At 65.8% G+C, this 26727-nt stretch carries 26 protein-coding genes and 1 tRNA gene; 9 read left to right on the top strand and 18 right to left on the bottom strand.

Translation table 11 applies throughout. The features are described from left to right. Positions 1-23 precede the first annotated feature (23 nt). From NDI86_RS12785 to NDI86_RS12770, 4 genes are read right to left on the bottom strand one after another with little or no spacing between them, the layout of a single operon-like run. Positions 24-665 (bottom strand): 30S ribosomal protein S3ae, encoded by a 642-nt coding sequence (locus tag NDI86_RS12785; protein WP_310900826.1) that lies wholly within the window; start codon positions 663-665, stop codon positions 24-26. Continuing rightward, the gene (locus NDI86_RS12780; protein ID WP_310900825.1) at positions 658-897 is read right to left on the bottom strand and encodes a KEOPS complex subunit Pcc1; all 240 of its coding nucleotides are present in this window, start codon (positions 895-897) and stop codon (positions 658-660) included. Before NDI86_RS12780 ends, NDI86_RS12785 begins: the two co-directional genes overlap by 8 nt. After that, on the bottom strand, positions 894-2018 hold the full coding sequence (locus NDI86_RS12775) for a hypothetical protein (RefSeq protein WP_310900824.1): 1125 nt from the start codon (positions 2016-2018) through the stop codon (positions 894-896). The genes NDI86_RS12780 and NDI86_RS12775 overlap by 4 nt, the downstream gene beginning before the upstream one ends. Then, complete coding sequence (locus NDI86_RS12770) at positions 2018-2479, bottom strand: 30S ribosomal protein S15 (protein ID WP_310900823.1); 462 nt, start codon at positions 2477-2479, stop codon at positions 2018-2020. Before NDI86_RS12770 ends, NDI86_RS12775 begins: the two co-directional genes overlap by 1 nt. 276 nt (positions 2480-2755) lie before the next feature. On the opposite strand from NDI86_RS12770, the gene NDI86_RS12765 reads away from it, so the two are divergent. Then, positions 2756-4567, top strand: a complete 1812-nt coding sequence (locus NDI86_RS12765) for a DUF7289 family protein (RefSeq protein WP_310900822.1) — start codon at positions 2756-2758, stop codon at positions 4565-4567. A gap of 25 nt (positions 4568-4592) precedes the next feature. On the opposite strand, the gene NDI86_RS12760 is transcribed toward NDI86_RS12765, so the two are convergent. The 5 genes from NDI86_RS12760 to NDI86_RS12740 are packed head-to-tail and all read right to left on the bottom strand — an operon-like array spanning position 4593 to position 7942. Next, a complete protein-coding gene (locus NDI86_RS12760; protein ID WP_310900821.1) occupies positions 4593-5345 on the bottom strand; it encodes a DUF7289 family protein in 753 nt (250 codons plus the stop codon). Continuing rightward, a complete protein-coding gene (locus NDI86_RS12755; RefSeq protein WP_310900820.1) occupies positions 5338-5787 on the bottom strand; it encodes a DUF7266 family protein in 450 nt (149 codons plus the stop codon). Before NDI86_RS12755 ends, NDI86_RS12760 begins: the two co-directional genes overlap by 8 nt. After that, entirely contained in the window at positions 5780-6787 is a 1008-nt protein-coding gene (locus NDI86_RS12750) for a DUF7261 family protein (protein ID WP_310900819.1), read from the bottom strand. Before NDI86_RS12750 ends, NDI86_RS12755 begins: the two co-directional genes overlap by 8 nt. After that, positions 6775-7359, bottom strand: coding sequence for a DUF7288 family protein (locus NDI86_RS12745; protein WP_310900818.1), 585 nt, complete (start codon positions 7357-7359; stop codon positions 6775-6777). Before NDI86_RS12745 ends, NDI86_RS12750 begins: the two co-directional genes overlap by 13 nt. Before the next feature lies 1 nt (position 7360). Beyond that, positions 7361-7942 carry a DUF7287 family protein gene (locus NDI86_RS12740; RefSeq protein ID WP_310900817.1) on the bottom strand — a complete coding sequence of 194 codons (582 nt, stop codon included), beginning with the start codon at positions 7940-7942 and terminating at the stop codon, positions 7361-7363. Positions 7943-8093: 151 nt separating this feature from the next. Between NDI86_RS12740 and NDI86_RS12735 the strand changes: the two genes are divergently transcribed. Further along, positions 8094-8165 (top strand) — tRNA-Ala (locus NDI86_RS12735). Positions 8166-8500: 335 nt separating this feature from the next. Next, a complete protein-coding gene (locus NDI86_RS12730; protein WP_310900816.1) occupies positions 8501-12361 on the top strand; it encodes a DUF7289 family protein in 3861 nt (1286 codons plus the stop codon). Positions 12362-12515: 154 nt separating this feature from the next. On the opposite strand, the gene NDI86_RS12725 is transcribed toward NDI86_RS12730, so the two are convergent. From NDI86_RS12725 to NDI86_RS12685, 9 genes are all read right to left on the bottom strand, one after another. Then, complete coding sequence (locus NDI86_RS12725) at positions 12516-13280, bottom strand: DUF7289 family protein (protein WP_310900815.1); 765 nt, start codon at positions 13278-13280, stop codon at positions 12516-12518. Continuing rightward, a complete protein-coding gene (locus NDI86_RS12720) occupies positions 13277-13726 on the bottom strand; it encodes a DUF7266 family protein (RefSeq protein ID WP_310900814.1) in 450 nt (149 codons plus the stop codon). The genes NDI86_RS12725 and NDI86_RS12720 overlap by 4 nt, the downstream gene beginning before the upstream one ends. After that, positions 13723-14616: a hypothetical protein gene (locus NDI86_RS12715; protein WP_310900813.1), complete on the bottom strand. Its 894-nt coding sequence runs from the start codon at positions 14614-14616 to the stop codon at positions 13723-13725. The genes NDI86_RS12720 and NDI86_RS12715 overlap by 4 nt, the downstream gene beginning before the upstream one ends. After that, positions 14610-15182, bottom strand: a complete 573-nt coding sequence (locus NDI86_RS12710) for a DUF7288 family protein (protein WP_310900812.1) — start codon at positions 15180-15182, stop codon at positions 14610-14612. Before NDI86_RS12710 ends, NDI86_RS12715 begins: the two co-directional genes overlap by 7 nt. Then, positions 15176-15703: a DUF7287 family protein gene (locus tag NDI86_RS12705; RefSeq protein ID WP_310900811.1), complete on the bottom strand. Its 528-nt coding sequence runs from the start codon at positions 15701-15703 to the stop codon at positions 15176-15178. The genes NDI86_RS12710 and NDI86_RS12705 overlap by 7 nt, the downstream gene beginning before the upstream one ends. 6 nt (positions 15704-15709) lie before the next feature. Next, positions 15710-17758, bottom strand: coding sequence for a type II secretion system F family protein (locus NDI86_RS12700; RefSeq protein ID WP_310900810.1), 2049 nt, complete (start codon positions 17756-17758; stop codon positions 15710-15712). Continuing rightward, positions 17755-20289, bottom strand: a complete 2535-nt coding sequence (locus tag NDI86_RS12695) for a type II/IV secretion system ATPase subunit (RefSeq protein ID WP_310900809.1) — start codon at positions 20287-20289, stop codon at positions 17755-17757. The genes NDI86_RS12700 and NDI86_RS12695 overlap by 4 nt, the downstream gene beginning before the upstream one ends. Positions 20290-20489: 200 nt before the next feature. Continuing rightward, complete coding sequence (locus NDI86_RS12690) at positions 20490-21635, bottom strand: pyridoxal phosphate-dependent aminotransferase (RefSeq protein WP_310900808.1); 1146 nt, start codon at positions 21633-21635, stop codon at positions 20490-20492. Then, on the bottom strand, positions 21632-22126 hold the full coding sequence (locus NDI86_RS12685; RefSeq protein WP_310900807.1) for an Lrp/AsnC family transcriptional regulator: 495 nt from the start codon (positions 22124-22126) through the stop codon (positions 21632-21634). Before NDI86_RS12685 ends, NDI86_RS12690 begins: the two co-directional genes overlap by 4 nt. 114 nt (positions 22127-22240) lie before the next feature. On the opposite strand from NDI86_RS12685, the gene NDI86_RS12680 reads away from it, so the two are divergent. The 6 genes from NDI86_RS12680 (at position 22241) to dhaM (ending at position 26719) form a co-directional block, all read left to right on the top strand. Beyond that, entirely contained in the window at positions 22241-22561 is a 321-nt protein-coding gene (locus NDI86_RS12680; RefSeq protein WP_310900806.1) for a hypothetical protein, read from the top strand. 46 nt (positions 22562-22607) lie between these two features. Continuing rightward, positions 22608-23876, top strand: a complete 1269-nt coding sequence (locus NDI86_RS12675; protein WP_310900805.1) for an MFS transporter — start codon at positions 22608-22610, stop codon at positions 23874-23876. Positions 23877-23941: 65 nt separating this feature from the next. Further along, positions 23942-24532 carry a thioredoxin family protein gene (locus NDI86_RS12670; RefSeq protein WP_310900804.1) on the top strand — a complete coding sequence of 197 codons (591 nt, stop codon included), beginning with the start codon at positions 23942-23944 and terminating at the stop codon, positions 24530-24532. Positions 24533-24639: 107 nt separating this feature from the next. After that, positions 24640-25638, top strand: a complete 999-nt coding sequence (gene dhaK / locus NDI86_RS12665) for a dihydroxyacetone kinase subunit DhaK (protein ID WP_310900803.1) — start codon at positions 24640-24642, stop codon at positions 25636-25638. Continuing rightward, entirely contained in the window at positions 25635-26339 is a 705-nt protein-coding gene (gene dhaL / locus NDI86_RS12660; protein WP_310900802.1) for a dihydroxyacetone kinase subunit DhaL, read from the top strand. The genes dhaK and dhaL overlap by 4 nt, the downstream gene beginning before the upstream one ends. Beyond that, positions 26339-26719 (top strand): dihydroxyacetone kinase phosphoryl donor subunit DhaM, encoded by a 381-nt coding sequence (dhaM, locus tag NDI86_RS12655; protein ID WP_310900801.1) that lies wholly within the window; start codon positions 26339-26341, stop codon positions 26717-26719. Before dhaL ends, dhaM begins: the two co-directional genes overlap by 1 nt. Positions 26720-26727: the final 8 nt, after the last annotated feature.

Raw genomic sequence — 26727 nt, 5'->3', positions numbered from 1 at the left:
CGAAAATGGTGTCGACGCGACGGTCAGGCTTCGACGTCGACGTCTTCCTCGTCCACGTCGACGGCCGTCTCCTCTTCGGCGGCGACTTCTTCGGGACGCGCTTCGAGCGTCGTCTTCTGAATCTCGACGCGTCGGAGCGGGTAGATGTCCTTTGCCTCGCCGTAGATGGCCGAGGAGAGGCGGCCCTCGACGACGCTGTCGACGACCTCTTCGAAGGTCCGCTCCCGGGCCGTCTCCTCGACGAGGTCTATCATCGTCCGTCGGATGGCCTTCTCCTGTGAGGCGTCGGCCTTCTTGGTCGTGACGGCGACCGGCTGAATCTGGACGCGGTAGTCGTCCGTCGTCAGCACGGTGACGAATGCCTCGACCTTCGAGGAGCCCCGGCGGACGAGCGAGCGCAGGTAGTCCCGCGTCAGTTCGTGTTTGATGAACTCGGTGTAGGCCGTATCGGAGGCGACCTCGTTAATCTTGAACGTGAGCTTGGTGTTGTTCTCGCTGGCGTCGTTGTTCAGTTCGCCCAGCGTGGTCTCGATGGTGCGGCCGAGCACCTTCTCCGGTTCGTCTGCTGTGGTCTTGCCGAGGGCCTCCCGGTCGAACTGCTCGGGAGCCTGCACGGTGTACCACCGTTTCTGCTGTTTGCGCTTGGAGACGCTTCGTTCACTCATGGTTAGGTTGTGTCGTGTCGGTCGTAAGCTGTGCTGCGACGCGGAGGTTGACGACGTAGTCGTCGACGGTCGACTGGAGGCCGCTCGTGTTGTCGCGCTCGATAGTCGTGACCACCGTCGCGTCCTCGACGCGGGTGGTCATCTCGGCGGTGTTGTCCGGGCGGACCGCCGCGGCGATGGCCGCTGCGCGGTCCGGCGAGCCGTGCGATGTTTCGATCTCAGCCCGTCTCATGCTGCCTCCCGGAACGCTTCGATGAGTTCCGACGTGGGGACGTCGAACCGTGCGCGAGCCCGGTCGCCCGACCCCGCGGTCTGGCCACCGACCGCATCGGTCGCGGCCCGCATGGTCGCGGCCACGTCCCGGCCGTCGGTGGCGCGGGCGGCCGCCTCGCCGTCGGTGACGACCAGCGTCACCGGCTCCGGCGCGTGGAAGTCGGCCACGAGGCGGGCGACGGTGTCGACGGGCATCGCGTCACCGCGGGCGACGAACAGGCCGTCGTAGCGGCCGGTCGTCGCGTCGGCGACGGCGCCGTGGGCGCGGGTCGCGTGGGTCCGCCAGGCCGACAGCGCCGACTCTCGCACGCCCCCGTGGCCCAGCGCGAGCGCGATGCCCGTGCCGGGCGCCTCGCGGGCGACGGCGTCTAGCACGTCGGCGTAGCCGCCGACCGTCTCGAAGGGGCCGCCGGCGTAGGGGTGGAGCCCAGCGGCGACGGCCTCGGTCGCCCGTTCGGGGGCGTCCTCGGTGACTGCCAGTGCGGCCAGCGACGCGACGCGCCGGTGGTCGTCGTCTGTCAGGTCCGTCGCCGTGTCGGCCGGCAGGCCCAGGTCTGCGACGGCGGCCTGCACCGCCTCGATATCGCCGGAGAACGGGCCCGACAGGAGCGTCGAGTGGGCCAGCCCGTCGGCGACGTCCGCGACCGGGACGGCGAGTCCCGGGCGGCGTTCGGCGCCCGCACGTTCTACGGCGTCGGCCACCGTCCCGTCCACATCGCCGCCGGCGACGGTGCCGGCCAGCGCGAGGACGGGGTCGGGACTGGCGCCGAGTTCGCGGGCGACGGCGAAGGCCGTCGCGGCCGGGGTAGTCGGGAGCGTGTGGTCGGCACCGGTGTGGCCGGCGCCGAGCGCGACTGTCACGTCGGCCTCGGTGGTCCGGTCGGGGTCGGCGAAGGGCGCGACGACGCTCGCCTGGAACGGCGTGTCGTCGTCGTTCAGTGCCCGCGCCAGCACGCCCGTGCCGGCCAGCGCGTCGCCGGTCGCGTCGCTGACGAGCCGCACGAAGGCGGCTGCCTCGAGCGCGCTAGCGAGGGCGCTGGGCGAGGGGGCTGGCGCCTGGTCCCGACCGGTAGCCGACATTACAGGAGCTGGACAGCCTTGTCGTAGCTGTAGGTGAAGTCCTCGTCGAGTTCGTCACCGCGGTAGTAGTCGACGAGCCGGCGAATCTTCGACTGCGTGTTCTGTAAGGCCCGCTTGTTCTGGTGGTCGCCGGGGTTCTCGTCCATGTGGTCGCGCAGTCGCACCGCGCGTTCCATCAGGTTTCGGAGGTCCTCGGGGAGCTCCGGGTCGGCGTCGTTGTCCTCGAGAATCTCGGAGACCTTCTTGCCGGTCGCGAGCTTGACGTTCGGGACGGGGGTGCCCTGGACGCCCTCGTCGCGCAGTTTGAGGCCGATAACGCTCGGCGAGTGACCCTGCTCTGCGAGTTCGACGACGCGCTCTTCGATGGCGTCCTCGTCGACGTCGCTCCACTCCGGGGGTTCGTCTGCCGCCGGCTTGTCCGAGTCGGACGAGCCGCGGCGGCGTGTGTGCATTCGTGCCATAGGTATGGTTGGAACCGCACGGACCGCTCGTCGCTGCCGGTAGCGAGGCGTATCGGCTGTGAGGCCGAACACGGCCGCAATCCCGAGCCGCGGAAGTCCACGGCGTGTCAGATTTGCGGTCGTGCTGTTCCCGTCGGCAACTCGTCGGCCCCCGGACAAAACCGTTTCCATCTGTGGTCCGCAACACCGGGGTGCCCGCCCCGTGGCGGCGGGAGACGGTTTCACCGGCGAAAATCGGCCAGCGCGCTTATCACGGATGATAGCAACCGTGTGAGTATGCATCCGCTCTCGGGTCAGGCGGACCAGCGACGCGGCCAGTCCGGGCCGCTCGGGTTCTTGCTCGTGTTCGCGCTGGTCATCGCGGCGACGACGCTCATCGTGGCGCTCGGAGCCGGGACTATCGGCGGTACACAGGAGACGCTAGACGAGGAACGGGCCGAGAAGGCGATGACGCAACTGGACTCCCAGGCGGCGCTGGTCGCGCTGGGCAACTCCGACGTCCAGCGCGTCGACCTCTCGACGGGGCGTGAACACAGCTACCGGGTCGAGGACGACGCCGGCCGGATGACCCTGTCGTACACCAACCAGACGACGGGGGCGGAGACGAAGATTTTCTCCGAACAGCTGGGTCGCATCGTCTACGAGAGCGACGACGGCGCGAACATCGCCTACCAGGGCGGGGGCGTCTGGCGCTCCGACGGCGAGGGGAACGCCATCATGATATCCCCGCCCGAGTTCCACTACCGCGACGCCACGCTGACCCTGCCCCTCGTCACCGTGGGCTCCTCGGGGACCATCGGCGACCGGGCCGTCATCTCGAACGCGGAGACGACGCGATACTTCCCGAACGCGACGAAGAACAGCGCCTACAGCAACCCGCTGGAGAACGCCCGCGTCGAGGTGGCGGTCACGAGCGAGTACTACCGCGCGTGGGGGGAGTACTTCGAGACGCGGACCGACGGGACCGTCGAGTACGACCACCCGAACGAGACGGTGACCCTGGCGCTGGTCACGCCCCTGGAGAACACGAAGGTCACGTCGGCGACGGCGAGCCTCTCGGCCAGTGGCACCTTCATCATCAACGGTAACGCCGGCACCGTCTGTGACCCGGAGAAGGTGTACCTGGACAGCTACAACTCCAGCGGGACTGACGACGGCTACTGCGACCAGACGCCCGGCAACGAGGGCGACGTCATCTACGGGGGCGACATGGACCTCTCGGGGGGCGCCGGGAGTTCGGACATCTACGGCGACGTCGTCTCCGGCGGCACCGTCGACGTCGGGAACGGGAAAGGCGGCGGCTCCCCGGACATCAACGGCAACATCAGCTACAGCGACAGGTGCGAGAACTCCGAGGACGCCTGCGAGCGGAAGGCGACCGGGAGCGTCGACCAGATTAGCGGTATCGACCAGGCGCCCGCTATCAACGGCATCGTCCGGACGCAGGTCAACGAGACGAGGACGAACAACGACAACGGCGACAGCGGCGTCCCAATCACCGGGACCACGCTGGACCCCGGGTCGGTCGAACTCACCGCCGGCAGTTACTATCTGGAGGAGCTAGACGTCGCCGGGAGCGAGACGCTGACGCTCAACACCACCGACGGCGACATCTACATCGCCGTCGACGAGAACGTCGTCCTCGGCCCCGGCGCCAACGTGAACGTCACCGGCGACGGGACGGTGAGCGTCTACGTGCTCGGGTCGGCGGGGAGCGCGAACCAGCTCTACATGGGCGAACACAGCAACGTCACCAACGCCGGCGACGACGCCCCGCAGTTCCGGCTGTTCGGGCAGAGCAACTTCACCGCGACCATCGGCGGCGGCTCCGGCGGGAACCTGGCACAGTACGTCGGCGTCATCTACGCGCCGCCGGGCACCGCCGGCACCGGCTCGGTCACCCTCGACAGCGGTGTCGTCTACGGCGGGATTCTGACGGGGACGACGACGATAGCGAACGGCAACGGGGGCTCCATCCACTACGACGAGGCGCTGCGCACCCAGCGGGTCCTCGAACAGAGCGAGTCCATCGTCCGGGTGACGTACATCCACGCCTCGACGAACGAGATTCGGGTCGAAGACGGCTGAGAGCTGTAGCGCCGACCCAGGCCCGTCAGGACTCGATGTCGACGGCGATGTCGTGGTAGACGACGTACGTCTGGCTGATGGGCGAACCGGGGTCGAAGGTGCACTGGATGTCGTTGCCGGAGACCGAACAGCCGTCGAAGCCGACGCTCAGCAGGTACTCCTGCCACAGTTCCGTCCGCGGCGTGTCCCGGATACCGACGGTGACGCTGTCGACGTCGTCGGCCGTGCTGTTGTAGGCCAGCGACGTCGACTGGCGCCGGGCGCGAATCAGCACCGTAGAGCCGCTGAGGGCCTGCCGGTCCGGCCGGTTGAGACCGACCACCGAGAGGAGCACTCTGTCCTGGGTGACGACGAATGGCGGGTTCTGGACGCGGATGCCGCCGCCGTTGGACGTGCGGTAGACCGCACCCGCCTCGTACACCAGTTTTCGGCCCTCGTCACCGCTGTAGACGAGGGGGCGTATCGACCACTGTTCGCTCTGCCAGGTGTCGCCGCCGGTGTCCGTCACGCTGATACGCATCGTGACGTTCGCGGCCGTCTCCAGTCGGGCCTCGCCGAGGCTTATCTCGGTGGCGCGACTCGGCGCGTCGCGCCGGTGGACGTCCGCGAGGTTGTCCGCCAGCACGCTGAAGGCCCGCTCCGCGTTCGCCATCTGCTCGTCGTTACGGGTGTCCTGGAGCGTGCCCAGCCCGCTCACGGAGACGATACCAACCGCGGAGACGACCAGCCCGAACACCAGCACGTAGCTGACGACCTCGCTGACGGCCCGTTCAGACATCGCGCACCTCCAGGTGGTCGTCGGTCCCGTCGTACCGTATCTGGACGGGCCCGCCGCGGGCGCTGCTCGCGCCGAGTGCCGTCTCGTTGGTGATGGGGACCCGGACAGTCACGTCGGGACTGGTGGTGTTCAACACCAGCGTCCCGTCGCCCGGTACCAGCGTGAGTCGGTAGTGCGCGCCGGTCACCGTGTTCGAGAACGTCCGGTTCACCCGGACCGTGACGGCGCTGTCGGTGTCGGCGGCCCTGACGAGCCTGTCGGCCCGCTCGACGTCGGCGGCGAGTTGCTGGCCGACGACGGTGAGTTCGTCCCTGATGACCTGCTCGCGCTGGGTGTCGACGTAGCTCCCGCCCGCGATGATGAGCCCGGTGATGAGCAGCGTCGCGATGGCGAGCGCGAGGACGTACCCCAGCGTCGTCGAGACCGCACGGGCGTCAGACATCGGGCTCACCCGGTGCGACCCGGACATCGGTCTCGTAGCGCAGGTCCGCGGTGTAGTGGGTGTACCGGACCGTCACGTCGTAGAGGGCGGGACTTGACTCCAGCGAGGGACCCAGCGACGGGAGCGAGAGGAGCCCGTCGTCGTGGACGACCAGCGAGAAATCCCCCGAAATCTTGTCGGCGTTGGCAAAGGAGAGGTCGTAGCTCCCGGTGGTCCCGACCCCAGTGCCGGCGCTGAAGTGGAAGCTCTCGCCGTCCGGCGCGGTGGCCAGCGCATCGCATCCTTCACCGTCGATAGTCCCGCCGGTGACGTCGATAGTGACGGCCGGGCCGGGACTGTCCTTCGTCACCTCACAGTCTTCGACGACGGTACTGCCGCCGTCGTTCTTGAGCGTCCGTACGTGGACCGTATCGCTCCCGGTGACGTTCCAGACGCGAGCGCGCCAGCTGTTCTCGTTCCCGCTGGTGAGCCCGCTCTCCTGGGCCCGGATTTCGAACGCCGTACTGTTGTCGGTCGCGGAGATGGTGTCGGCCTCGATTTCGAACGCCCGCGTGCCGTTCGCGCCGTCGACACGCGAGACCCCGGCGGCGACCACGTAGGCGGCCGTCCCCGTCTCGTTCGAGAACGCCGTCCCGTCCGACTGGTAGATCCGCTCCCCCGAGCGCGAGGACTGGTAGGCGACGTCGACGACCCGTCCCGAGCGGGCCGACTGTCGCCCGGTCTGGAGCGAGATGTCGCCGACACTCGTCCGGACGGCGTCGGTCAGCGCGCTGTCCGAACTGTGGTTGTTCCGGTTGGCCGCCTCGACCCCGGCACCGACGCCCGCCGCCACGTCCGCCCGCATCGACAGCGCCCCCTCGCTGCCCGCCGTCTCGCCGCGACTCGCCAGGTTCTCGGTGAAGATGGCGGAGTTGACGATGAGCGCCATCGCGACGAAGATGACCGCCAGCGCGAACGCGGCGACGAGGATAATCTGTCCGCGGTCGTCTAGATGCGCCACGCGACCACCTCCACCCGCACCGTGTTGTAGAGGTTCGCCCCGGTGTCGGGCATCGGATAGGTCATGTTCGCCGTCTCGAGGCGCGTCGACCCGGGCGTCCCGTCGGCGTCGTACAGCGGGTCGTCGTCCCACAGCGTCACCGTCTGGGTCGCCGTGACGGCGTTGTCGGTCGGGACGCCGCTGTAGACGTACCGGCGCGTGATGGGTTCGCCGGCGCGGTTCTGGAACCGGAAGTAGACGTTGTAGGCGATGCCGTTCCCGTTGAACGCCCGTTCCAGCATCGCGCCGAAGCGATTGTCCGGCGGCCCCGCCGTGTAGAACCGCTGGACGCCAACGTCGTGGTGGCGCGCCGTGCTGTTGTTCCAGTACAGTACCGCCGGTTTCAGGGCGCCCGCCTCCGCCGCCGCTGCGAGGACGCCCTGCCCGGTGGCGCCCTGCTGGTTCTCGATGTGCTGGCTGGACGTGCTCGCCGACAGCGGCGTCACGGCGGTCATCTGTAACGCGAAGATGAGACTCGACAGCATGAGCAGTCCAGCGACCGTCGCCTCCAGTGTGTGTGCTTGCCCTCGCATGTTACCACATCTCCACGAACAGCGTCACGTCCTGACCGTCGAGCGAGACCACCCGGACCGACGTCACCGACGGCCGCGAGGTCGGCACCGGGTCGCCCCGCTCCAGGACCGTATCGCACGCCGAGTCCGACGGCGCCACGAGGCCCCTGTCCGGGCCGGTGCCGTCCCAGCAGACGACCTCCCCGCCGCCCCCACTGCTGAGGTTGCCACGGAGGCTCACGTTGACCCGCTGGTAGCCCGTGTCGAGTCCAACCTGGGTTTCCAGTGGCCCCTCGGGGAACCGGCAGTCCGCCGTGTTGTTCTGGAAAAATGACACCGTGCAGTAGCGGTCCAGCACGTACGGCTGCTCCGGCGACGCCAGCGTCCCCGCCGCCAGCTGGTCGGCCACCCGGTTCGACGTGACCGTCTCGTCCTGGGCGCTCGCAGTAAAGGGCGACAGGATGCCGGGAACGAACAGGAAGATGAACAGCAACACCGCTAGGAAGACGCTCACACCGATGGCGAAATCGAGCGTGGTCTGCCCGCGGTCCCCCTGCCGACCCGCTGGGCGGTTCCGCGGCTCGTCGCTGCGCTTAGTACCCATATGCCTTGACCCGTTGTGACCCGACGGCGATTTCGTAAGTGGTTAGCCCGGACGATATTAGCCGTTGTGGCCGACCCACGCTACCGCCTCCCGTCCCCGACTCGCTTCGATGGGTTTAATAAACGCCGTCGGATACCCAGTAGTGCGCAGCGGGCTCGTAGATCAGGGGTAGATCACTCCCTTGGCATGGGAGAGGCCCCGGGTTCAAATCCCGGCGAGTCCATCGGAGCGACCGAGCCTTTTCGAGGGAGTCGAGGCGAGATTCGAACGCTCTGTCCCTCAGAGCCCCCACAGCGGAGCGAGCAGGGACGTTTGACTGAGGGACAAAGCCGTCGCGTACACGATTCTCGCGCAGCGAGCGAATCCGCGCACGGCCCAAACCGAAGCCGACGGCCGGATGTGAATACGCGGCCGTCGCACTAGTGCGACGGCCCGGCTGTGGCGAGCCGAATATCAAATATAGTTTACGTGATTATTAACCCGTACATTTTTGTCCGATGGCAGCGATATGAATGTAAAATGGCAAGGGGGTTTGAGCCGTCTTCTGGAGACCGTGGTGTGTCGACAACGCTGACGGTGGTGTTACTCATCGGCATTACGCTCGTCGGTATCGTCGCCGTCATCGCAATCGGGTGGGTCAACATAGACGACGCTAACGAGCAGGCGAGAATGGAGATTGCGGAGGAATCGATGCTCAAGATAGACAGCACCTTCCAGCAGTCGAGCGGGTCGAACACCTCCGTCACGATACCCGACGAGTTGCAGGGTCAGGTGTCGGTGTCGAACGACGCGAGGTACACGTTGCTGCTCAACGAAAACCGCAACTGCTCGACGGGGTCACAGGAGATGAGCGGTGTCGTGTACGAGTCGAGCGACGAGACCATCGCGTACGAAGGTGGCGGGGTCTGGCACCAGACCGAGAGCGGGGCGACGATGACGTCGCCGCCGGATATCAACTACGACGATGGGTCACTGTCGGTGTCGTTCATCCAGATAGAGGGACAGATAAGCGCCGGGGAGACGCTACAGACGTCCGCTGACGCCGACGCCCGGGCTCGCTCGGAGGGGAACCTCACGAGGTTGCTGTACACGAACGCGACCTACCAGGACATCAAAGACGGGAATCGCGGGTTCGGGCCGTCCTGTAGTCCGTCGAACGTCCAGAACGCGACGTTACTCGTAGAGAACAGCCAGTACGCGCGGGCGTGGGCGGACTGGGCCCGGAGCAACTACGACAGTCGACGGGTGACGACGAACGCGAGCGGGACGGTCGAGGCGGGCGACACCGTTCGAATCCACTTCCTGCTGGGCGACGTCTCCGACCCGTACTTCAACGTCTCCGACGTGCGATACAACCGCAGCGACAGAGACACGCCGGTCGAGGTGACGGCGACCGTCACCAACACCGGCGGTCTGGCGGCGAACCAGTCGGTAGCGATGTCCTACGCCGGGTTTCGAAATTCGACATACGTAGAGCTCGGTGAGGACGAACAGAAGCGCGTGACGCTCGAAATGCCGGGGTCGAATCTGGAGAACGGCGACCGTCGTGTTACAGTTCGAGCGAACAACAGCGTAGACCGGTGGCTCAACGTCTCCACGTCGACACCCGAGGACGCGCTACCGGTTATCGAACTCTCGGCCGACGAACCCTTCTCCAGCACCGTCTCGCCCGACGAGGAGATGGCTGGGGCGGTCCTCGTGGAGAACACCGGAAACATGACCACCAGGGAGACTGTCACGCTCTGGATCGACGGTTCCGTTCAGGACACGTGGGACGTGACGCTCGACGGCGGCGAACAGCGGACCGTCTACGTCAACGAATCGATTCCGACCAGCGCGGAGAACCCGGTGTACGACCGGACACTCAACGTCAGCGGCGACGTCGCGGAGAACGGCCAGACCATCAACAGGACGTACGATATCGCCGCCGGTAGTACGTTCGAGATACAGAGTTTCACGGACCCCGCGGATGTCAGCGAGGGCGACGACGTGTCGGTAACGGCCACGGTAGCGAACACCGGGGACCGGCAATCGACGGAGCAGGTGAGTGTCGTTATCGAGGAGGTGGGCGGACCCGAGGTCGCGGACACGACCACCGATATCACCCTGAGTCCGGATTCGTCGACGACCGTCACCGCGAACGTGTACGACATCGACAAGGGAGAGTACGAGTACACTATCGAGACGCCGAACGAGAGTCGGTCGGCCAGCTTCTACGTCGACGTCGTTCCGCAGGAGAACTTCCGGATACGGTCGACGAGTGTCCCCGACCGGACCCTCGTCAACACCACCGAGTCGTTCAACGTCGTCGTCGAGAACTCCGGGAAGTCACAAGGGACCCAGGAAGTCACCGTGGTCCACGACGACTCCGGGCAGGTGCTCGCCTCCGACGTGATAACGATAGATTCCGGCGACGTCGGATTCCCGGAGCTGGACGTCAAAGTGGAGTCACCGCCGTTCGATATCGACGAGACGAACGACTACACCATCCGTACGGCGAACGACACCGAAACCGGCGACATCCAGGTGTACAACGGCAGTATCGTCCAGTGTACCAACGGGAGCTGTACGAACGAGGTTGGAATCCGGGCGGAAATCGTCCTCGAAGGCGTCGAGGAGGAAGGCTTCACCTGGGAGGGGGTCCCGGCGGCCACCGCGGATAAGATTCTGCCCTACAGCTGTGACAGTTCCGAATGTTACGTTCCGACGACGCTGCACACGCCCGTCCGCATGAAGCTGGTACTCGAGAACGAATCCGGCGTGACCGAACAGAAGTTGTGGGAGGACGAACCAGGAAACGGTAATCTCAATCACCCGGACGCGGAGGCGGCGCTCATCGACGAGCGGACAGTGTTCAACAGAAGCGTGATAATCCCGGCGAACACGACGCTGTCGTTCAACGCGACTAGATACGACTGCAGTAGCTGGGACTGGGACGACGTGACCGTCCATCAGAACATCGAGCCGTGGAACTACTACGAGGGAGTGGCCGACATCCCGTGTACGTCACAGGGAGACGCGGTAGTCAGCACGAGGTCCGACGACGACTCGCTGAACGTCGCCACGTTCACCGACGGTGACGAGGTAATCGGGTATCGGGCGGCCGGAGAGTACCAGATACCGCTCACGCAACTCGTCGACGGCCAGATTACGACCGACGGCGACGGCGAAGAGATATACGACTTGCGAACCGGTGAGAAGCTCTACACGCTCGAACTGACGGAAAGAGTCGAACGCACCGACGATATTACGAGCCCGCTGGAGGCGAACCAAGCGAACAGCGCGTACGACTACAACGACGCGGTCGTGCGGTACCGGACCATCAGTATCATCGAGAACTACTCGTCGCCACCGCTGTTCGAAGTCGGCTTCGTCGAGGGGCCAAACCGGGTCGACAAGGGCAACGTCGCCGAGTACAACGTCACGATTCGGAACGTCGGTGGCCGGACGGGGACGACGCCCGTAACCGGGGCGTTCCCCGGGACGGTCTCGGGCAACGACACGGTGACCCTCGCGCCGGGAGCGTCGACGAACCTCACCTTCCGGCTCGATACGAGCGGACTCTCCGACGGGAGCTACGCGTACACCTTCGACGCGACCGCGAACACGACCGACCTGTCCGACGAGTCGAGCACCCTGTTCGTCGGCCAACTGAACACGGGGTCGGCAGAGCTCCGGCCGACCGTACAGACCGTTGACGGCGTGGAGGCCACCGACGAGGACGAGGGCGCTCAGGCGGTCGTCGAAGTCAACAACATCGGCAGCACGAGCCTGAGCAGCGGCGAGACGGTGACCCTGTTCGTCGAGGACGAGAACGGCCACACGACGACCGTATCCCGGACCGTGCCCGCCGGACTGTCGCTGTCGGACCCACCGGAGACGTTCACTATCGACCTCCCGTCGTCGGAGGGCGACTACGAGTACTACGCCGAAGTGGACGGTCACCTGTCGGGTACGAAGGACCTGTTCGTCGGCGACTCCCACGTCGAGCTCAGAGATAACGAGCCCATCAGAATCCACGGCGAGCCCTACAACGCCTCCTCGCGTATCGATGCCGACGGCAGTGTCTCGTCGATGGAGGTCAACCTCGAGAACACCGGCAGTATCGGTGATTACCGCCGCGTCAACCTGACCATCAGGAACTCCTCCGGCGGAGGGGTGTTCACCGGCGAGGAGCGACTCGACTTCGGGGACGGGCGGGACCTGCGGACGAATCCGAACCCGGAGAACGGGACCGATTTCAGTCCGCTACTCGACCCGGGATACTACACGTACAACATCACCGTGTTCGAGGGCAGCGAGATAGACACCACGTACACCGGGGGTATATACCTTCGAAACACTACGCAGGGAGAACCGACCTCCGATGACGCACCGGTCGAAGTGAGCCCTCCGACGAGAGTGACGGCCTCGGACTGACCCCGAGCGGACAGCGGGCAGCCGACCGGCCCTGCCATTCCGACACCGCTGTGGTACCGCGGCCGCGTCGGGCCGCTCGTGCCGTCGTCGAACTCAGCTCCCGTGGTCTCGGCGCGAGCTATGTCCGGGAACGGAGCGTCCCGAGGCGAGTAGCTCAGTTCACCACGGTGACGTCTATCTGGGACTCGTGGACGACGACGCGGCCGGTCGGGTCGGCGCTGCCGAGCGAGCACTCGTACTCGTAGGGGTGGCCACTCGCAGTGCGGTCGTTCCAGCCGGCCGAGTCGTCGAGGTACGTCTGCCACGCCTCCGGACGTGCCGTGTCGCTCACGTTGATACTGACACTGCTCGCCGTGGTAGACTGGCTGGTGGTCGCGGGGTAGCGGAGTCGCTGGTCGGTCAGTTCGCTACGGACCGTCACCCGGCCGTCGGCAGAGAGGTTCGCGTCGCTGCGCACGCTGGTGAGTGGCAGGTGGGCGCTGGTGGTGCCACAGCGAATCGGCGGCTGGCGGACGACGATAACGCCACCGCTCTCCCCGATACGGAACACGCCGCCGCTCGCGTACACCAGACGGGTGCCGGTGTTGGTCTCTCGGACGAACGCGCCGGTGTCGATACGCAAGTGGCTGGTAGACCCCCCCGACGTGACGGTGACGTTCACTGTCGAGTCGGCGTGTCTGAAGCTGTGGCCCTGCAACTTGATGGTCGTCGACCGAGTCGGTGCGCCGTCGGTCCGGTGGTCAGACAGGGTCGTCGCGAAGCTCAGCATCGTCTCCTCCGCGACGTTCGACTCGGTACCGACCCGCACGTCGTTGAGCGTGGTGATACCCGTGACGGTGAGCGCGCCGATGAGGAAGACGATGGTGCTGAACACGAGGGTAAACGAGACCAGGTCCGAGACTGCACGCCGACGGTTCATCCCTTGCGCACCTCCAGACACCGCTCGGTGCCGTTGTAAGCGACGACGATAGTTCCGCCGCGGACGCGACGCTCACAGACGGCCGTCGTGTTCCGGAACCGGACCGCCGTGGTGAAGCTACTGGCCGTGGTGTTGACGTAAATCGTCGTCTCTGTGGGCCCCGGTGTGAGGTGAACCCGGTAGCCGTCACCCCCGACTCGGTCCGGGTAGGTCGAGGTGAACGAGATGTTCCGGGTGCCACTCGCGGCATCGAACTGGTCGAGTCGCACGAGGTCACTGGAGACGCCCGCCCCGATGTCGATGAGTCCCTGCCGGGCGATGTCCTCCTGTTCGGTCTTCAGGAACGCGCCGCCGCTCAGGAGCAAGCCGGTCACCAGTATCGTCGTGATGCCGATGGTCAGCGCCTGCGTGACCGCCGGCGAGACGGCGCGTGTGTCTCCCCTCATGGCGCCTCGTCCACCTCGATTGTCCGCGTGTAACTCGTATCCGGGCCGTTGTAGACGATGTCGACGTATGGGACGCCTATCGACTTGTCGAGATTATCGTTGAAATCGCCAGTCGCGGTGAGGTTCCAGTAGCTATCGTACACCCGGTGCCCGTTCTCGTACCGGATGTCGTACGGTGCCGTCAGCGTGTCGGTGTAGGACTGGAAGGTTCCAATCGTCGCCCCGCCCTTCGTGCAGGTTCCAGATTGCACGTCGATGGTGTAGTCTTGCCCGCTGCAGACGCCGTTGGTCCACGTGCCACCGGGCGGCATGACGTCGACAGCGATGTCGTTTGGCGGCGACCCGACTTTGACCAGCCGGAGTCGCCATCTATCACCGGAGGCGTTCGAAACGTTCACTCTGAAATGTGAGGTCGCGCTGGGGCTAGAGCGTGGACCGAACTGACCGGGTCCGGAATCTTCCACCGTGATGTTGAACTCCGAAATCTGTTCGGCGCCGTTGGTCAACGACCAGTCGTTGTCATCGCTCACCGGCTCGGTGAAACTGGAATTGCTGGCTCCCTTCCCCGAGGCAGTGACGTTCACCGACGCGTTCACGTAGACGCCACTTTGCTGGCCGCTGACGTGCGTGCGGTACAGCGAGTAGTTCCGCAGCGTCGCGTTGAACGCGTCCGTGTTGTTGACCGCGTCCGTTCGGTTGGCGAGGGTCCTGATGGCGCGTTCGATGGTGGCCTGCCGGTCGGCGGTGCGCTCTATCTCTCTGACCGTCTCCGAGGACGCCGCGCTCTCCGAGACGACCAGGCTGTTCGAGAGCGGGATGACCGCGAGGAAGACGATAGCCATCGCGAGTCCCCCCAGCAACAACAGTTGGCCGCGGTCACGGGCTACCATACGATCAGTCGCACCTCCACGATGTTGTACAGTTCCGACGGGGAGACGTCCGGCGCGTAGAAATTCCGGTCGCCGTCGATTTCGACGGGAATCGCGTTACAGCCGCCATCTATCCGCCGGTGCATCCCGTCGGTCAGCGTGACCGTCGTACTCGCGGTGGCCGCGCTCGGCGGCGGCCGGTTCACGCCTTCGTCGGTCTGCTCCGAGACGAGTATCGTCTCCGTCTCGTCGTTCCGGTTTCGGAAACTGAACTCGATGTTGTACTGGTCGCCCTGGCTGTCGAAGGTCGTGTTCAACATCCACTCGAAGTCCGAGCGGGGCTGTGCGCGGTTCCCGTTCAGCGGTCGTCCGTCGCGGTAGCAAAGCGTGGCGTTCCGCAACGCGTCGCTCTCGCTGGCGACGGTCAGCATATCACTCGCGCGATAGCCCAGCGCGTCCGTCTGTCGCTGCGTGCTGTCCTGCCAGGCGCGGGTGTCGATGGCCTGCAGGCCGTACACCGTCGCCGTGACGATGAGTATCGCCGCGAGGACGCCCTCAAGCGTGTAGGCCTGTCCGCGAGTCACCATACGCGAACCACCAGCCAACAGACCGACTCACAGTCGTAGCCGTCCAACTGGACGACGCGTGTCGAGGTGGCGGCGTCCCCCTGTCGGTACTCGCCCCAGTGGAGCGCGTCACCGTCGGTGGCCGCGGCCCGTCGACCGTCCCGTAACGTCGGCCCGTCGACGATACTGACGTTGACGATGGGGTTCGTCCGCCGGTCGGAGCTGACGTCGACGCCCGCGTTGCGCATAAGCGCCGACAGCTCCGTGTCCCCGCTGGCCTCGTCGTCGGCCAGCCGGTCGTCGATACCGGAATCGTCGGGCTCGTCGTAGCGCAGGATATTCCGGCCCTCCTCGCTGGTGTAGTTCTCGACCAGATAGGTAGCGATACGGTCGGCCTGGGGCTGTTTGACCCCCGGAGCGGTCCCCTCGTACACCGCGAGGCCGCCGGTCTGGAGGAAGAAGAACACGCCGACGATGGTGACGAGCATCACGCTCGTCCCGATGGCGAAATCCTGTGTCGTCTGCCCCCGCTCCCCCATCATACTATCTCACCCGACGGCCATCCAGACGACCAGCGCGATAGTCGAGAGGATGACGGCGAATTTCACACCCGCCAATAGCTTTACTTCACGTATATATCCCGCGATAAATGACGAGAGCAGTGCCTGCAGCGTCACTGCGTGGAAGAACAGCATCGAGAGGGCGTTGGTGTCGATGTTCCCCCCGAACTGGCCGCCGCCGGTGGCGCCCGAACCGCCGGCGCCACTCGCCTGCTGGGTCAGCCCCGACATCACGTCGAGGAACTGGGTCTTCAGCAGCGCCATCACGCCCAGTAGCGTGAGGTAGGTCATGATGATGATGACCGTCTGCATCCGGGTGCGGGACTTCCGGGAGCGGTCGATGTCGTCCTGGTTCTCGGCGGCCTGTGCCGCCGTCGACAGCACGTCCTGAATCTGGCTGGAGGCCTCCTGAGCCTCAGCGATGAGTTTGACCGTCCGGGCCATCCGCGGGACGTGGTACTTGTTGTTGAACTCACGCAGGGCGTCTTTGAGGCTGGTCCCGTAGTTGACCTTCGCGTGCATCGTCTCGAACTCGTCGGAGAGCTTGCCCGCGGAGGTCTCGGAGACGACCTTGATGGATTCCAGCAGCGTCATCCCGGTGTCGTTCGCGGAGGCGAGTTTCCGGAGGTTCTCCGAGAGGTTCCCGATGATGGCCTTCCGCGAGCGCTGGTTCCACTCGTAGAATATCGCGAGCGGGACGAAGTTGATGTACATCGGGACGTACACCCAGAAGAAGGTCGCCGAGACGGGGTTGCGCTCCATGCCGCCGATGGTGAGGGGGGCCTCGCCGAGAACGATAGCCACCACCACGGCCAGCACCGAGAGGGGAAGCGTCAGCCCCAGCACCAGCATCGGGTGGTCGCGAAAGAAGATGTGTGGCCGTTTGAGTATCTGGACCAGTTCGTAGGTCCCCTCGCGGCCCTTGATTCGGTCGAAGACGCTGTAGGTGCCGGTGTAGGACTCGATGAGGCCCAGGTTGAACACGGCGATACCCTCGTCGACGACGACGTCTTCCTCGTCGGAGTTCGGACGGAGGTAGCCGTCGCCGACGGCGTCCTGCGTGACCGTCGAGACCAGCACGAGAAAGGCGATGCCGGTCAGCGGGATGAGCCCGTAGACGGTGCCGTAGATGAGCATCTGCTGGGCGTTGCCCATCATCGTCATGATGACCAGGATGATGATGAGCAACAGTGGGAACAGCGAGAGGGTCATGTACATCTCGCCGAACAGCTCCAGGGTCTCCAGCATCTTCTCCTGTTCCTGCTTGGTCGTCCGCATGTGCTTCTCTTTCTGGTCTTCGAGGAAGGAGGTCATGTCCCCGCCGGAGTTGATGATAGAGAGCATGTCGGTGAGGAACTGGGAGAGCTCGTCCGAGGGGGTCTGAATGGCCTGGTTGCGCACCGCAGTCCGGTAGTCGGTATCGAAATACTCGGTCTCCAGGACGATGGATTTGAACTCCTGGGCGCACTCGCCGTACGTGTCGTCGGCCTCGCCCATCGCGTGGAGGATTTCGAGCTGGTTCAGGCCCCCGACGGAGAGGGCGTACATGAAAGAGATAGCGTCCGACAGGAGGATGTTGATTTCGCGCTCGCGGGCACTGGCACGGAAATAGGGGATGGAGACCAGCGACCCGAAGCCGACGCCGAACCCGATGACGCCAAAGACCACGCCGGTCACGAGGATGATGAACGGCAGCTTCAGCGTGTCGATGAGTGCCAGCACCTGCTCGTTCTGTATCGATACGCCGATAAAGGTCGGCGCCTCGGCGCCGGCGAAGAAGATGTTCACCGCGAGAAAGCCAAGCAGGCTCCCGACGAGCCACAGCGCCGCGCCGGCGATGATACCGACCGCGAGCGCGCGGGCGAGGAACATCTCGACGTTGTCGGCCATCCGGGCCTGTGCGAGTTTGTCCTCGACGCTGTCGACGAACTCGCCGTCCTCGTCGAAGAGGCGCTGGTAGGCCGGGTAGAAGGCGTCGCCGAGCGCGCCGCCGCTGGCCAGTTCCTTCTGGCGTTTCCCCCGCGTGTCCAGACTCATCCGCTATCGGCCTCCTTGCCCGCCTTCGGGACGAACTGGCCGAACGCCGTCACGTCGTCGTCCTCGGTGTCGCTCTCTTCGAGCGCGTCGCCGTCCATCAGCGCGGAGACGATATCGGGGGTGTCGCCGCTCTTGTACTTCGTGAACAGCGGGCCGGCGTTGTCCAGCACCTGCTTTGTCTCCTCGACCATCTCCGGCGGCGCGTCCGGCCGCGGCACCATCTCCTCTTTCTCCTGGTCGATATCTATCTTGACCGACTCCATCTCCCGGAGGTCCTCCAGCGAGCGTTCGAGCTGGTCGTTGGCGATGAGCGTCAGGATGGTCTCCGGGTCGTTGATGAAGGCCTGGATGGACGCCGCAACCTCCGTGTAGGAGTTGATGCCCTGCTCGATGAGATAGGCGAGGACGACCTTCCGCTTGAACAGCTCCTCGTCGAGTTTCTCCTGGGTCCACCCGCGGTCGAACTTTATCTCCTCTAGGGTGTTCGAGTTACCCATCTGGATGTACTCGTCGGTCTCTGCGCGCCACTCGTAGACGTCCCGGACGTTTATCTCGTCGTTCTCGGCGGAGTACTCGTTGATCTCCGTGAGCGATTTGTTTCGGCGGACCTTGCTCCCGTCGACTCGCGTCTGGGTCTGGATGGAGACCAGGTCGAGCGCGGTAAAGAGCGTCTTCGAGACGTTGATGGGTTCGGTCGTAAACCGCTTGATGACCTCGCCGACGGAGTCGGCGTGGAAGGTGGTGTAGGTGGTGTGGCCGGTCGACATGACCTGGAAGAGGGTGCGACCTTCCTCACCACGTATCTCACCCATGACGATGTAGTCGGGGCGCTGGCGGAGCGCGGCCTCCAGCAGGTCGAACTCGTCGACGTCGCCCTTGTCGTCCTCGCCGAAGGAGGGGCGAGTGACGCTTGCTACCCAGTTGCGCTGGGGCAGTTCGACCTCGCGGGTGTCCTCGATGGAGACGATTTTGGAGTTCGACGGGATAAACAGGGAGACGGCGTTCAGGCTGGTCGTCTTGCCCGAGGCCGTCCCGCCGGCGAAGATGAGGCTCTTGTTGTTCTCGATACAGAGCCACATGAACGCCATCTCGTCGAGCGAGAAGGTGTTCCAGTTGATGAGGTCGATGGGGGTGAAGGGGACGTCCTTGAACTGACGGATTGTGTAGTTGGTCCCGTGGTCCGAGACTTCCCGCCCCAGGGTCAACTGGGCACGGGAGCCGTCCGGCAGCGTGGCGTCTATCTGTGGCTGTCGCTTGGAGATACCCTTGCCCGACCGCTGGGCGAGTTTGACGACGAAGTCGTCGAGGTCGGTCTCCCCGTGTTCGACGTTCGAGATTATCTGCTCGTAGTCGGTGTGGTAGACGAACACCCGGGAGTTGTAACCGTCACAGGAGATGTCCTCGACGTTGATGTCGTGTTTGACGGGGTCGATGAGCCCGTAGCCGATGAAGTCCCGTTTGAGCATGTAGAGTAGCTTCTCGACCTGGTACTCGGTGAGCGTCGACGGGTCGTCTTCGAGGATGGCGGGCTCGGGCCGGACCGAGAGGCCCTCCAACTGACCCGACGCCTCCGCCGGGGTCACCTCCTCGTCGTTGAACAGCTCCTTGAGCTGGTCCAGAAAGCCGCCTCCCGAGGAGCCGGCGCTCGAACTGACGGCGCTGTCGTAGAGGTCGTACCGCGAGAGGAGCTGTTCGGCCTCGCGCTGGATGACCTGCGCCCGGTCGGCGTTCGAGCCCTTGACGATGACCTCGTCCTCCGAGTACTTGATGGCCGTCTTGAGCTTGCCGGAGAGAAATCCCTGCAGGTCCTCCTCGATGGGGTTGAGGTGGGGCTCGACGACGTAGTACTTCTTCTCGTTTTCCTTCCGCGACTGGAAGATGACGACGCAGGCGTAGGGTTTGTTGACCCAGTACCGTTCGAGTTCCTTGAAGTGGGTCTTCTTCGCGAACGGGACCGCTCTCTCCAGGTCGTACCGGTTGACGACCGTGGTGTGTCCCTCCCGGGTAGAGAAGAACTCGTCCTCGTCCAGTTCCGGGTTCACGTCGACGGTACGTTCGTCGACCAGTTCCTCCAGTTCCGTTGCGAAGTCCTCGGCCAGCGAGAGCTGGTTCTCCGTCTCGTCCGGGTCGAAGCCGAGATACTCCCCGGCGTCGAACGGGACGACCTCGCCCTGTTTGTCCCGGGGCTGGTCGCCGTTGTGCCACGGCTTGGCGCCGGCCTCGTAGTAGTACTCCTGTTTGAAGTGCTCCCAGGTGTACTCGCCCTTGACGACGGGCGTCGTGTCCGGGTCGATATACTCGGCGAACGGCTCGTTGACCCCCTTCGCAACGCCGGCGGCGTCCTCCAGCCTCTCCGCGATGGTCTCGGGGTCGAACCCGAGGTAGTCTGCCCGATTGAACGCACCGCCGTCGTGGAGTTCGCGGCGGAGGTCCTCCCACGTGTATCCCCCTACGGTAGCGGTTCGGTCGGGCGATGTGACCCCGCCATCGACCCCGTCCGACCCTGCCTCGTTAGTGTCCTCTATTGCCATTGATATTCACTTTACTCCCTGTGTAAAAAATCTACTCGCCAGTTCGGTGTCGTCGGTCACACCGAGCAGTACGGAGTAGTAAGACACAGTATGCCCGAGTATCAACAGCAATCTTACTTAAACTTTCGCCACATATACAGCAGCTGATAGCTGTCTGGTTGCGGGTCGATTGCCGCGGTGGCTGCGAGGTTGTTACCAGTCTACGAGACGAACGACTCGATGCGGTTCATCGCGGTCTTGAGTTCGTCCAGTCCAGTGGCGTACGAGATACGGAGGTGGCCCTCGCCGCCGGCGCCGAAGGCCGTGCCGGGGACGACCGCCACCCGCTCTTCCTGCAGCAGCGCCTCGGCGAACTCGCTGGCGTCCTCCCAGGGGCACTCGGGGAAGGCGTAGAACGCGCCGGCGGCCGGGAAGCAGTCCAGTCCCATGTCCTCGAACCGAGAGAGCACGTAGTTGCGCCGTCGGTCGTACTGGGCGGTCATCTCCGTGACCTCGTCGAGACAGCTATCGAGCGCCTCGATGGCGGCGTGCTGTGCGGTCGTCGGCGCCGACAGCATCGTGTACTGGTGGACCCGGTTCATGGCCGTGATGGCCGGTTCCGGCCCCATCGCGTAGCCCAGGCGGAAACCGGTCATCGCGAAGGCCTTCGAGAAGCCGTTGAAGACGACGGTCCGCTCGCGCATCCCCGGCAGCGTCGCGATGGAGGTGTGGTCGTGCTCGTAGGTGAGGTCGGCGTAAATCTCGTCGGCGAAGACCGCGAGGTCGTGCTCCCGGCAGAACGCCGCGACATCGGCGAGTTCGTCGCCGGTCATCGTCGCGCCGGTCGGGTTGTTCGGGTAGCAGTACACCAGCGCGTCGGCCTCGGCCGCCCCCGCCGCTTCGAGCACCTCGCGGGTGAGTTTGAACTCGTCGGCGGCCCGCGTGGGGACGTCCACCACGTCGACGCCGGCGAAGGTGGCGCCGGGGACGTAGGAGACGTAACAGGGCTGGGCGACGGCCAGCGTGTCGCCGGGGTTCAACAGCGCGCGAAAGGCCAGGTCCAGCCCCTCGCTGGCGCCCGCGGTGACGACCATCTCCTCGTCGGGGTCGTACGCCAGGTCGTGCTGGAGTTGTTCGTACCGGGCGATGCGCTCGCGGAGTTCGCGCTTGCCCTTGTTTGCCGTGTAGGAGGTCTGACCGCGCTCCAGTGACGTGATGGCGGCCTCACGGGCGGCCCACGGCGCCGAGAAGTCCGGCTCCCCGACGCCCAGCGAGATGATGTCGTCCATCTCCTCGGCGAGTTCGAAAAAGCGCCGGATACCCGAGGGCGGGACGGCGTCGACCCGGTCCGCTGGCTCCAGTGTCATGGCGAGACCGACAGCCTGTCGTCGTCGTCGTGGTCGTCGAACTCCATGCCCTGTTCCTTGTAGGACTCCATGATGTAGTGGGTCACCGTCTGCGTGATTTCGGGGATGGGTGCCACCTTGTCGCTGATGAAATGCGACACTTCCCGCATCGAGTCGCCCTCCACGGTGAGGTCGAAGTCGTAGTCGCCGCTGACCAGTCGCAGCGACGTGACCTCGGGGAACTTCGCGATGCGGTCGGCGATGTCGCCGTAGTTGGTCTCCCTGTCGAGGGCCACGTTGAGTTCGACGGTCGCGCGGACCCGTTCCTCGTCGGTCCCCAGGGCGTCCCAGTTGACGACGGCCTGATAGCCCGTGATGACACCGGCCTCTTCGAACTCCGCGACGATGTCCTCGACCTCGCTCTCCGTGAAGTCGGTCATGTGAGCGAGGTCCTCGGTGGTGTAGCGGGCGTTCTCCCCCAGCAGGTCCAGAATCTCGCGTCGACTGCTCATACAGAGTGGCCGGCACTCACTCTCAAAAGCCTTGCTCAACAGTGGGCAACGGTACCACTGTGAACGACCGATACGGACGCGACATTTAATTGGGAGTAGTCCAACGAGTGGACAATGTTCGAGGACGCGAACGACGACCCGGAGACGGGGTGGGGCCACGTCGCTTCCCACGACGACGCGCCGGCCGTCATCGACACCCTGCTGCGCCTGGACCCGGAGACGACCTACACCAAGACCGAGCTCTCAGACGAGGCCGGCGTCGCGCTGAAGTCGCTGTATCTGGACGGGACGCTCGACCACCTTGTCGAGATGGGGTTCCTGGAGAAACACGCCGACGAGGGCGAGGAACTGCTGTTCAGCGTCGATTCCGACACCGCCGTCTTCGAGGCCGCCGTCGCCTTCGACGACGCTATCGCGACGCGGCTTGACGGGTAGTGGATTCAAGACGTTCTTTAGCCCGGCCACCGAACTCCCGGTAACAGTGGCCTCACGCGAACAGTCACGGCTGGTCGTCGCCCTCGTCGGCGGCTCCCACCTGGTGAACCACGCCTACTTCATGCTGTTGCCGCCCATCTTCGGGCCGCTCCGGGCCGACCTGGGCCTGACGGACGCCCAGCTCGGCGTCGCGCTCGGGACCGTCGGCGTGGTCGTGACGGCGCTACAGCTCCCTTTTGGCTCACTCTCCGATGCCCGCGGCCGGACGCCGGTGCTTGCCATCTCGCTGACCTTTGGCGCCGTCGGCGCGCTCCTGACGGCGACCGCACAGAGCTACGCCTGGCTGCTGGCGGCCAGCGTCGTCACCGGGGTCGGAATCGCGGGCCATCACCCGGCACACTACCCGCTCATCGGCGCGGCGACGACGCCCGATACCAGGGGACGGGCCTACAGCGTCCACGGCTTCACGGGGGCGCTTGGCTTCGCCGCGCCGCCGGCCATCGTGGCCGCGGCGGCGACGGCCGGGCTGGACTGGCGGCTGGCTGTCGGCGCCATCGCCGCCGTCGGCGCCGTCTACGGGGCGGCCTGCTTGCTCGCCTTCGACCGCTACGTCGACCGTGAGGTCACCCATCCCACGGGCGACGAGGCCGCCGACGCGACCGGGACGCAGCCAACCAGCGACGCCTCACTCGGCGTCCGCGTCCGCCGGGAGCTCCGAAGCCTGCTGTCCTCGCCACCCATCGTCGCGCTCACCGTCCTGTGGTTCCTCACGTCGGCGGCCGGGTGGGGAATCAAACAGTACACGGCGACGCTGCTCTCGTCGGGGTACGCGATGCCGGACGCCAGGGCGAACTTCTTCGTCTCCGCGATGCTCGCCGTCGGCGCGCTGGTCATCTTCGGCGGCGGCTACCTGACGGACCGCTACGCGTCGGGGCCGGTGCTGGTCGGCGGCTACGCCGCGCTGGTGGCCGTCGCCGGTCTGCTCGCCGCCGGGGCGCTTCCGACTCTCGGTGCGCTCGCGCTCGTACTCTTCCTCTCGGCGACGGTCGACGGCAGCCGCCCCGCGAGGGCCGCCCTCGCAGACACCCTCTCTCCCGACGACGCGGCGGGCAAGAACTTCGGCCTGCTGACCGTCGGCATCTCCGGGGGCGCGGCCGTCGCCCCGCCCGTCCTCTCGGTGGTCGTCGCGCGCTACGGGGTCGCTGCGGCGTTCTGGACCATCGCCGGACTCGGCGTCGTCGCCGTCGCTCTGACCGCCGCCGTGCTGTCGGTCAGCGGGACGGTCCTGACCGGGCGCGCACAACCCGGCGACTGACGCCGGCCGCGCCCCTTGCGGACAGCCCCGAGTTTTTACTGTCCCACCGCATAGCTCCGGCCACCATGGTTTCACTCGACTCCGAATCCGACGTGCTCCAGCGCGGCGACAGCGCCCCGTCGTTCGAACTGGCCGGCGCCGACGGCGAGATGTACCGGCTCGACGACTTCGGCGACTACGAGGCGCTGCTGGTCGTGTTCACCTGTAATCACTGCCCGTACGCGAAAGCCAAGATACCGGAGCTGAACCGGCTCGCCGCGGAGTACGACGACCTCGCCGTCGTGGGAATCAACGCCAACGACCCCAGGGAGTACCCCGACGATTCCTTCGAGCGGATGCAGGAGGTCGTCGCCGACGGCACCGTCGACTACGACGCCTACCTCCACGACGCCGACCAGTCGGTCGCGGCGGCCTACGGCGCCCGCTGCACGCCGGACCCGTTCCTCTTCGCCAGCGACGGCGAGGAGTTCCGGCTCGCCTACCACGGCCGACTCGACGACGCGCCCAACCCCGACGACGAACCCAGCGAGCGGGAGATGGCCGACCACGTCGAGACGCTGCTGGCGGGCGAGGAGATAACCGCCGCGGAGAAACCGTCCCGTGGCTGCTCCATCAAGTGGATGGACGGGAACGAACCGGACTACTGGGAGCTCTGAGGGCGCGGTCGCGTTCCCGGCCGCGAAGTGTCATATATCCGTACACAACGGTAGTTGTACCCACCGTGCAGCTTTATGTATCAGCGCACCGTCTTTAACGATGGACTATGAAGAAACTCATCAACGACCCGGACGACGTGGTCGACGAGATGCTGGACGGAATGGTAGCTGCGTACCCGGACCAGGTACGTCGGCTTCCTGACACGAAAGTGCTGGTTCGTGAGGACGCTCCCGTAGACGGGAAAGTCGGCATCGTCAGCGGTGGGGGGAGCGGTCACGAACCGACCCACGCCGGCTACCTCGGCGAGGGGATGCTAGACGGGGCCGCGGCCGGTGAGGTGTTCACCTCGCCGACAGCCGACGAACTCGAAGAACTGGTCGCCGCGGCCGATAGCGGCGAGGGCGTCCTCATGGTCATCAAGAACTACGAGGGCGACGTGATGAACTTCGAGACGGCAGGCGAGATGGTCGAGATGGAGGGGACCGACGTGGCACAGGTCGTCGTCGACGACGACGTGGCCGTCGAGGACTCGCTGTACACATCCGGCCGTCGGGGCGTCTGTGGCACCATCCTCGTCCACAAGGCCGCCGGCGCGAAGGCCGCCGAGGGCGCCGACCTGGAGGAGGTCCAGCGCGTCGCCCAGAAGGTCATCGACAACGTGGGCACGATGGGGATGGCGCTCACGTCCTGTATCACGCCCGAGAAGGGCGAGGCGACGTTCGACCTGCCCGAGGACGAAATCGAACTGGGCATCGGTATCCACGGCGAGCCCGGCGTCGAGCGCACCGACGTGATGTCGGCCGACGAGATAACCGAGGAGCTGACCGAGGGCGTCCTGGAGGACCTCGACTTAGACGAGGGCCAGGAAGTGATGACCATCGTCAACGGGATGGGCGGCACCCCGCTGATGGAGCTGTTCGTCGTCAACCGCAAGCTCCAGGAGATGCTGGGCGAACACGGGCTCGAGACGTGGGACGCCTGGGTGGGCGACTACATGACCTCGCTGGACATGGAGGGCTGTTCCATCACCGTCTGTGCCGTCGACGATGAGTTGAAGGAACTGCTCGCCGCGCCGGCGGAGACCCCGGCGCTGACGGTGAAATGAGCGACGAGGGTGAGGCGGTCGTCGCCGCGGTGGCGGCGGTCGCGGACCGGATAGAGGCCGAGCGAAGCCACCTCACGGACCTCGACTCCGCCATCGGCGACGCGGACCACGGCGGGAACATGGCCCGCGGGTGGGCCGCCGCCGCGGAGGCCGTCGAAGGGATGGACGACCCCGAGCCGACCGACGTGGTCAAGATGGCCGGGAAGACGCTGCTCTCGGAAGTCGGCGGCGCGTCGGGCCCCCTCTATGGCGGGTCGCTCGTCTTCGCCAGCCCCGAACTCGAAGGCGGCATCACCGAGGAGACGGCCGTCGCGTTCGCCGAGACCTACCTGGAGAAGGTCCAGGACCGCGGTGACGCCCGCGTCGGCGACAAGACGATGGTCGACGCGCTGGTCCCGGCCGTCCACACCTTCAAGAAGTCCATCGAGGTCGACGACATGGCGCCGGTCGCGGCCCTGTCGAAGGCCGTCGCCGCCGCCCAGCGCGGCGTGGACTTCACCGTTCCAATCCGGGCCTCGAAGGGCCGGGCCTCCTATCTCGGCTGGCGCTCCGTCGGCCACCAGGACCCCGGCGCCACGAGCACGCTCTACATCATGGAGGAACTGCTCGACGTGGCGACCGAGTACGCCGAGGCCCCCGAGGAGCTGCCCGACCACGCCGAATCGCCCACGATTCCCGACGGCGAGGTGGACGAGGACTGATGGTCGGACTCGTCGTCGTCTCACACAGCTCGACGGCCGCCGACGGCATCGCCGAAGTGGCCGGGGAGATGGGTGGGGAGACACGCATCGAAGCGGTCGGCGGTGACGGACAGGGCGGCTTCGGCACCGTCGCCGACGATATCGAGACCGCCATCGAGGACGCCGACGGCGGGGACGGCGTCGTCGTCCTCGTCGACCTCGGCAGCGCCGTCATGAACGCGGAGGTCGCCATCGAGATGAGCGACGCCGAGGCGGTCATCGCCGACGCGCCCGTACTCGAAGGCGCGGTCAACGCCGCCGTCGCGGCCACCAGCGGAAAATCGACCGTCGAGTCGGTCCGCGAGCAGGCCGAGGCGGCCCGCGGCGTCGAGAAGCTGTAGTCGCCGTC

Origin of the sequence: Haloarcula onubensis, from assembly GCF_031624605.1 — an archaeon.
In the GTDB taxonomy this organism is placed as follows: domain Archaea; phylum Halobacteriota; class Halobacteria; order Halobacteriales; family Haloarculaceae; genus Haloarcula; species Haloarcula onubensis.
The sequence above is the reverse complement of the archived record's forward strand: the minus strand, read 5'-3'. Positions and strand labels throughout refer to the sequence as shown.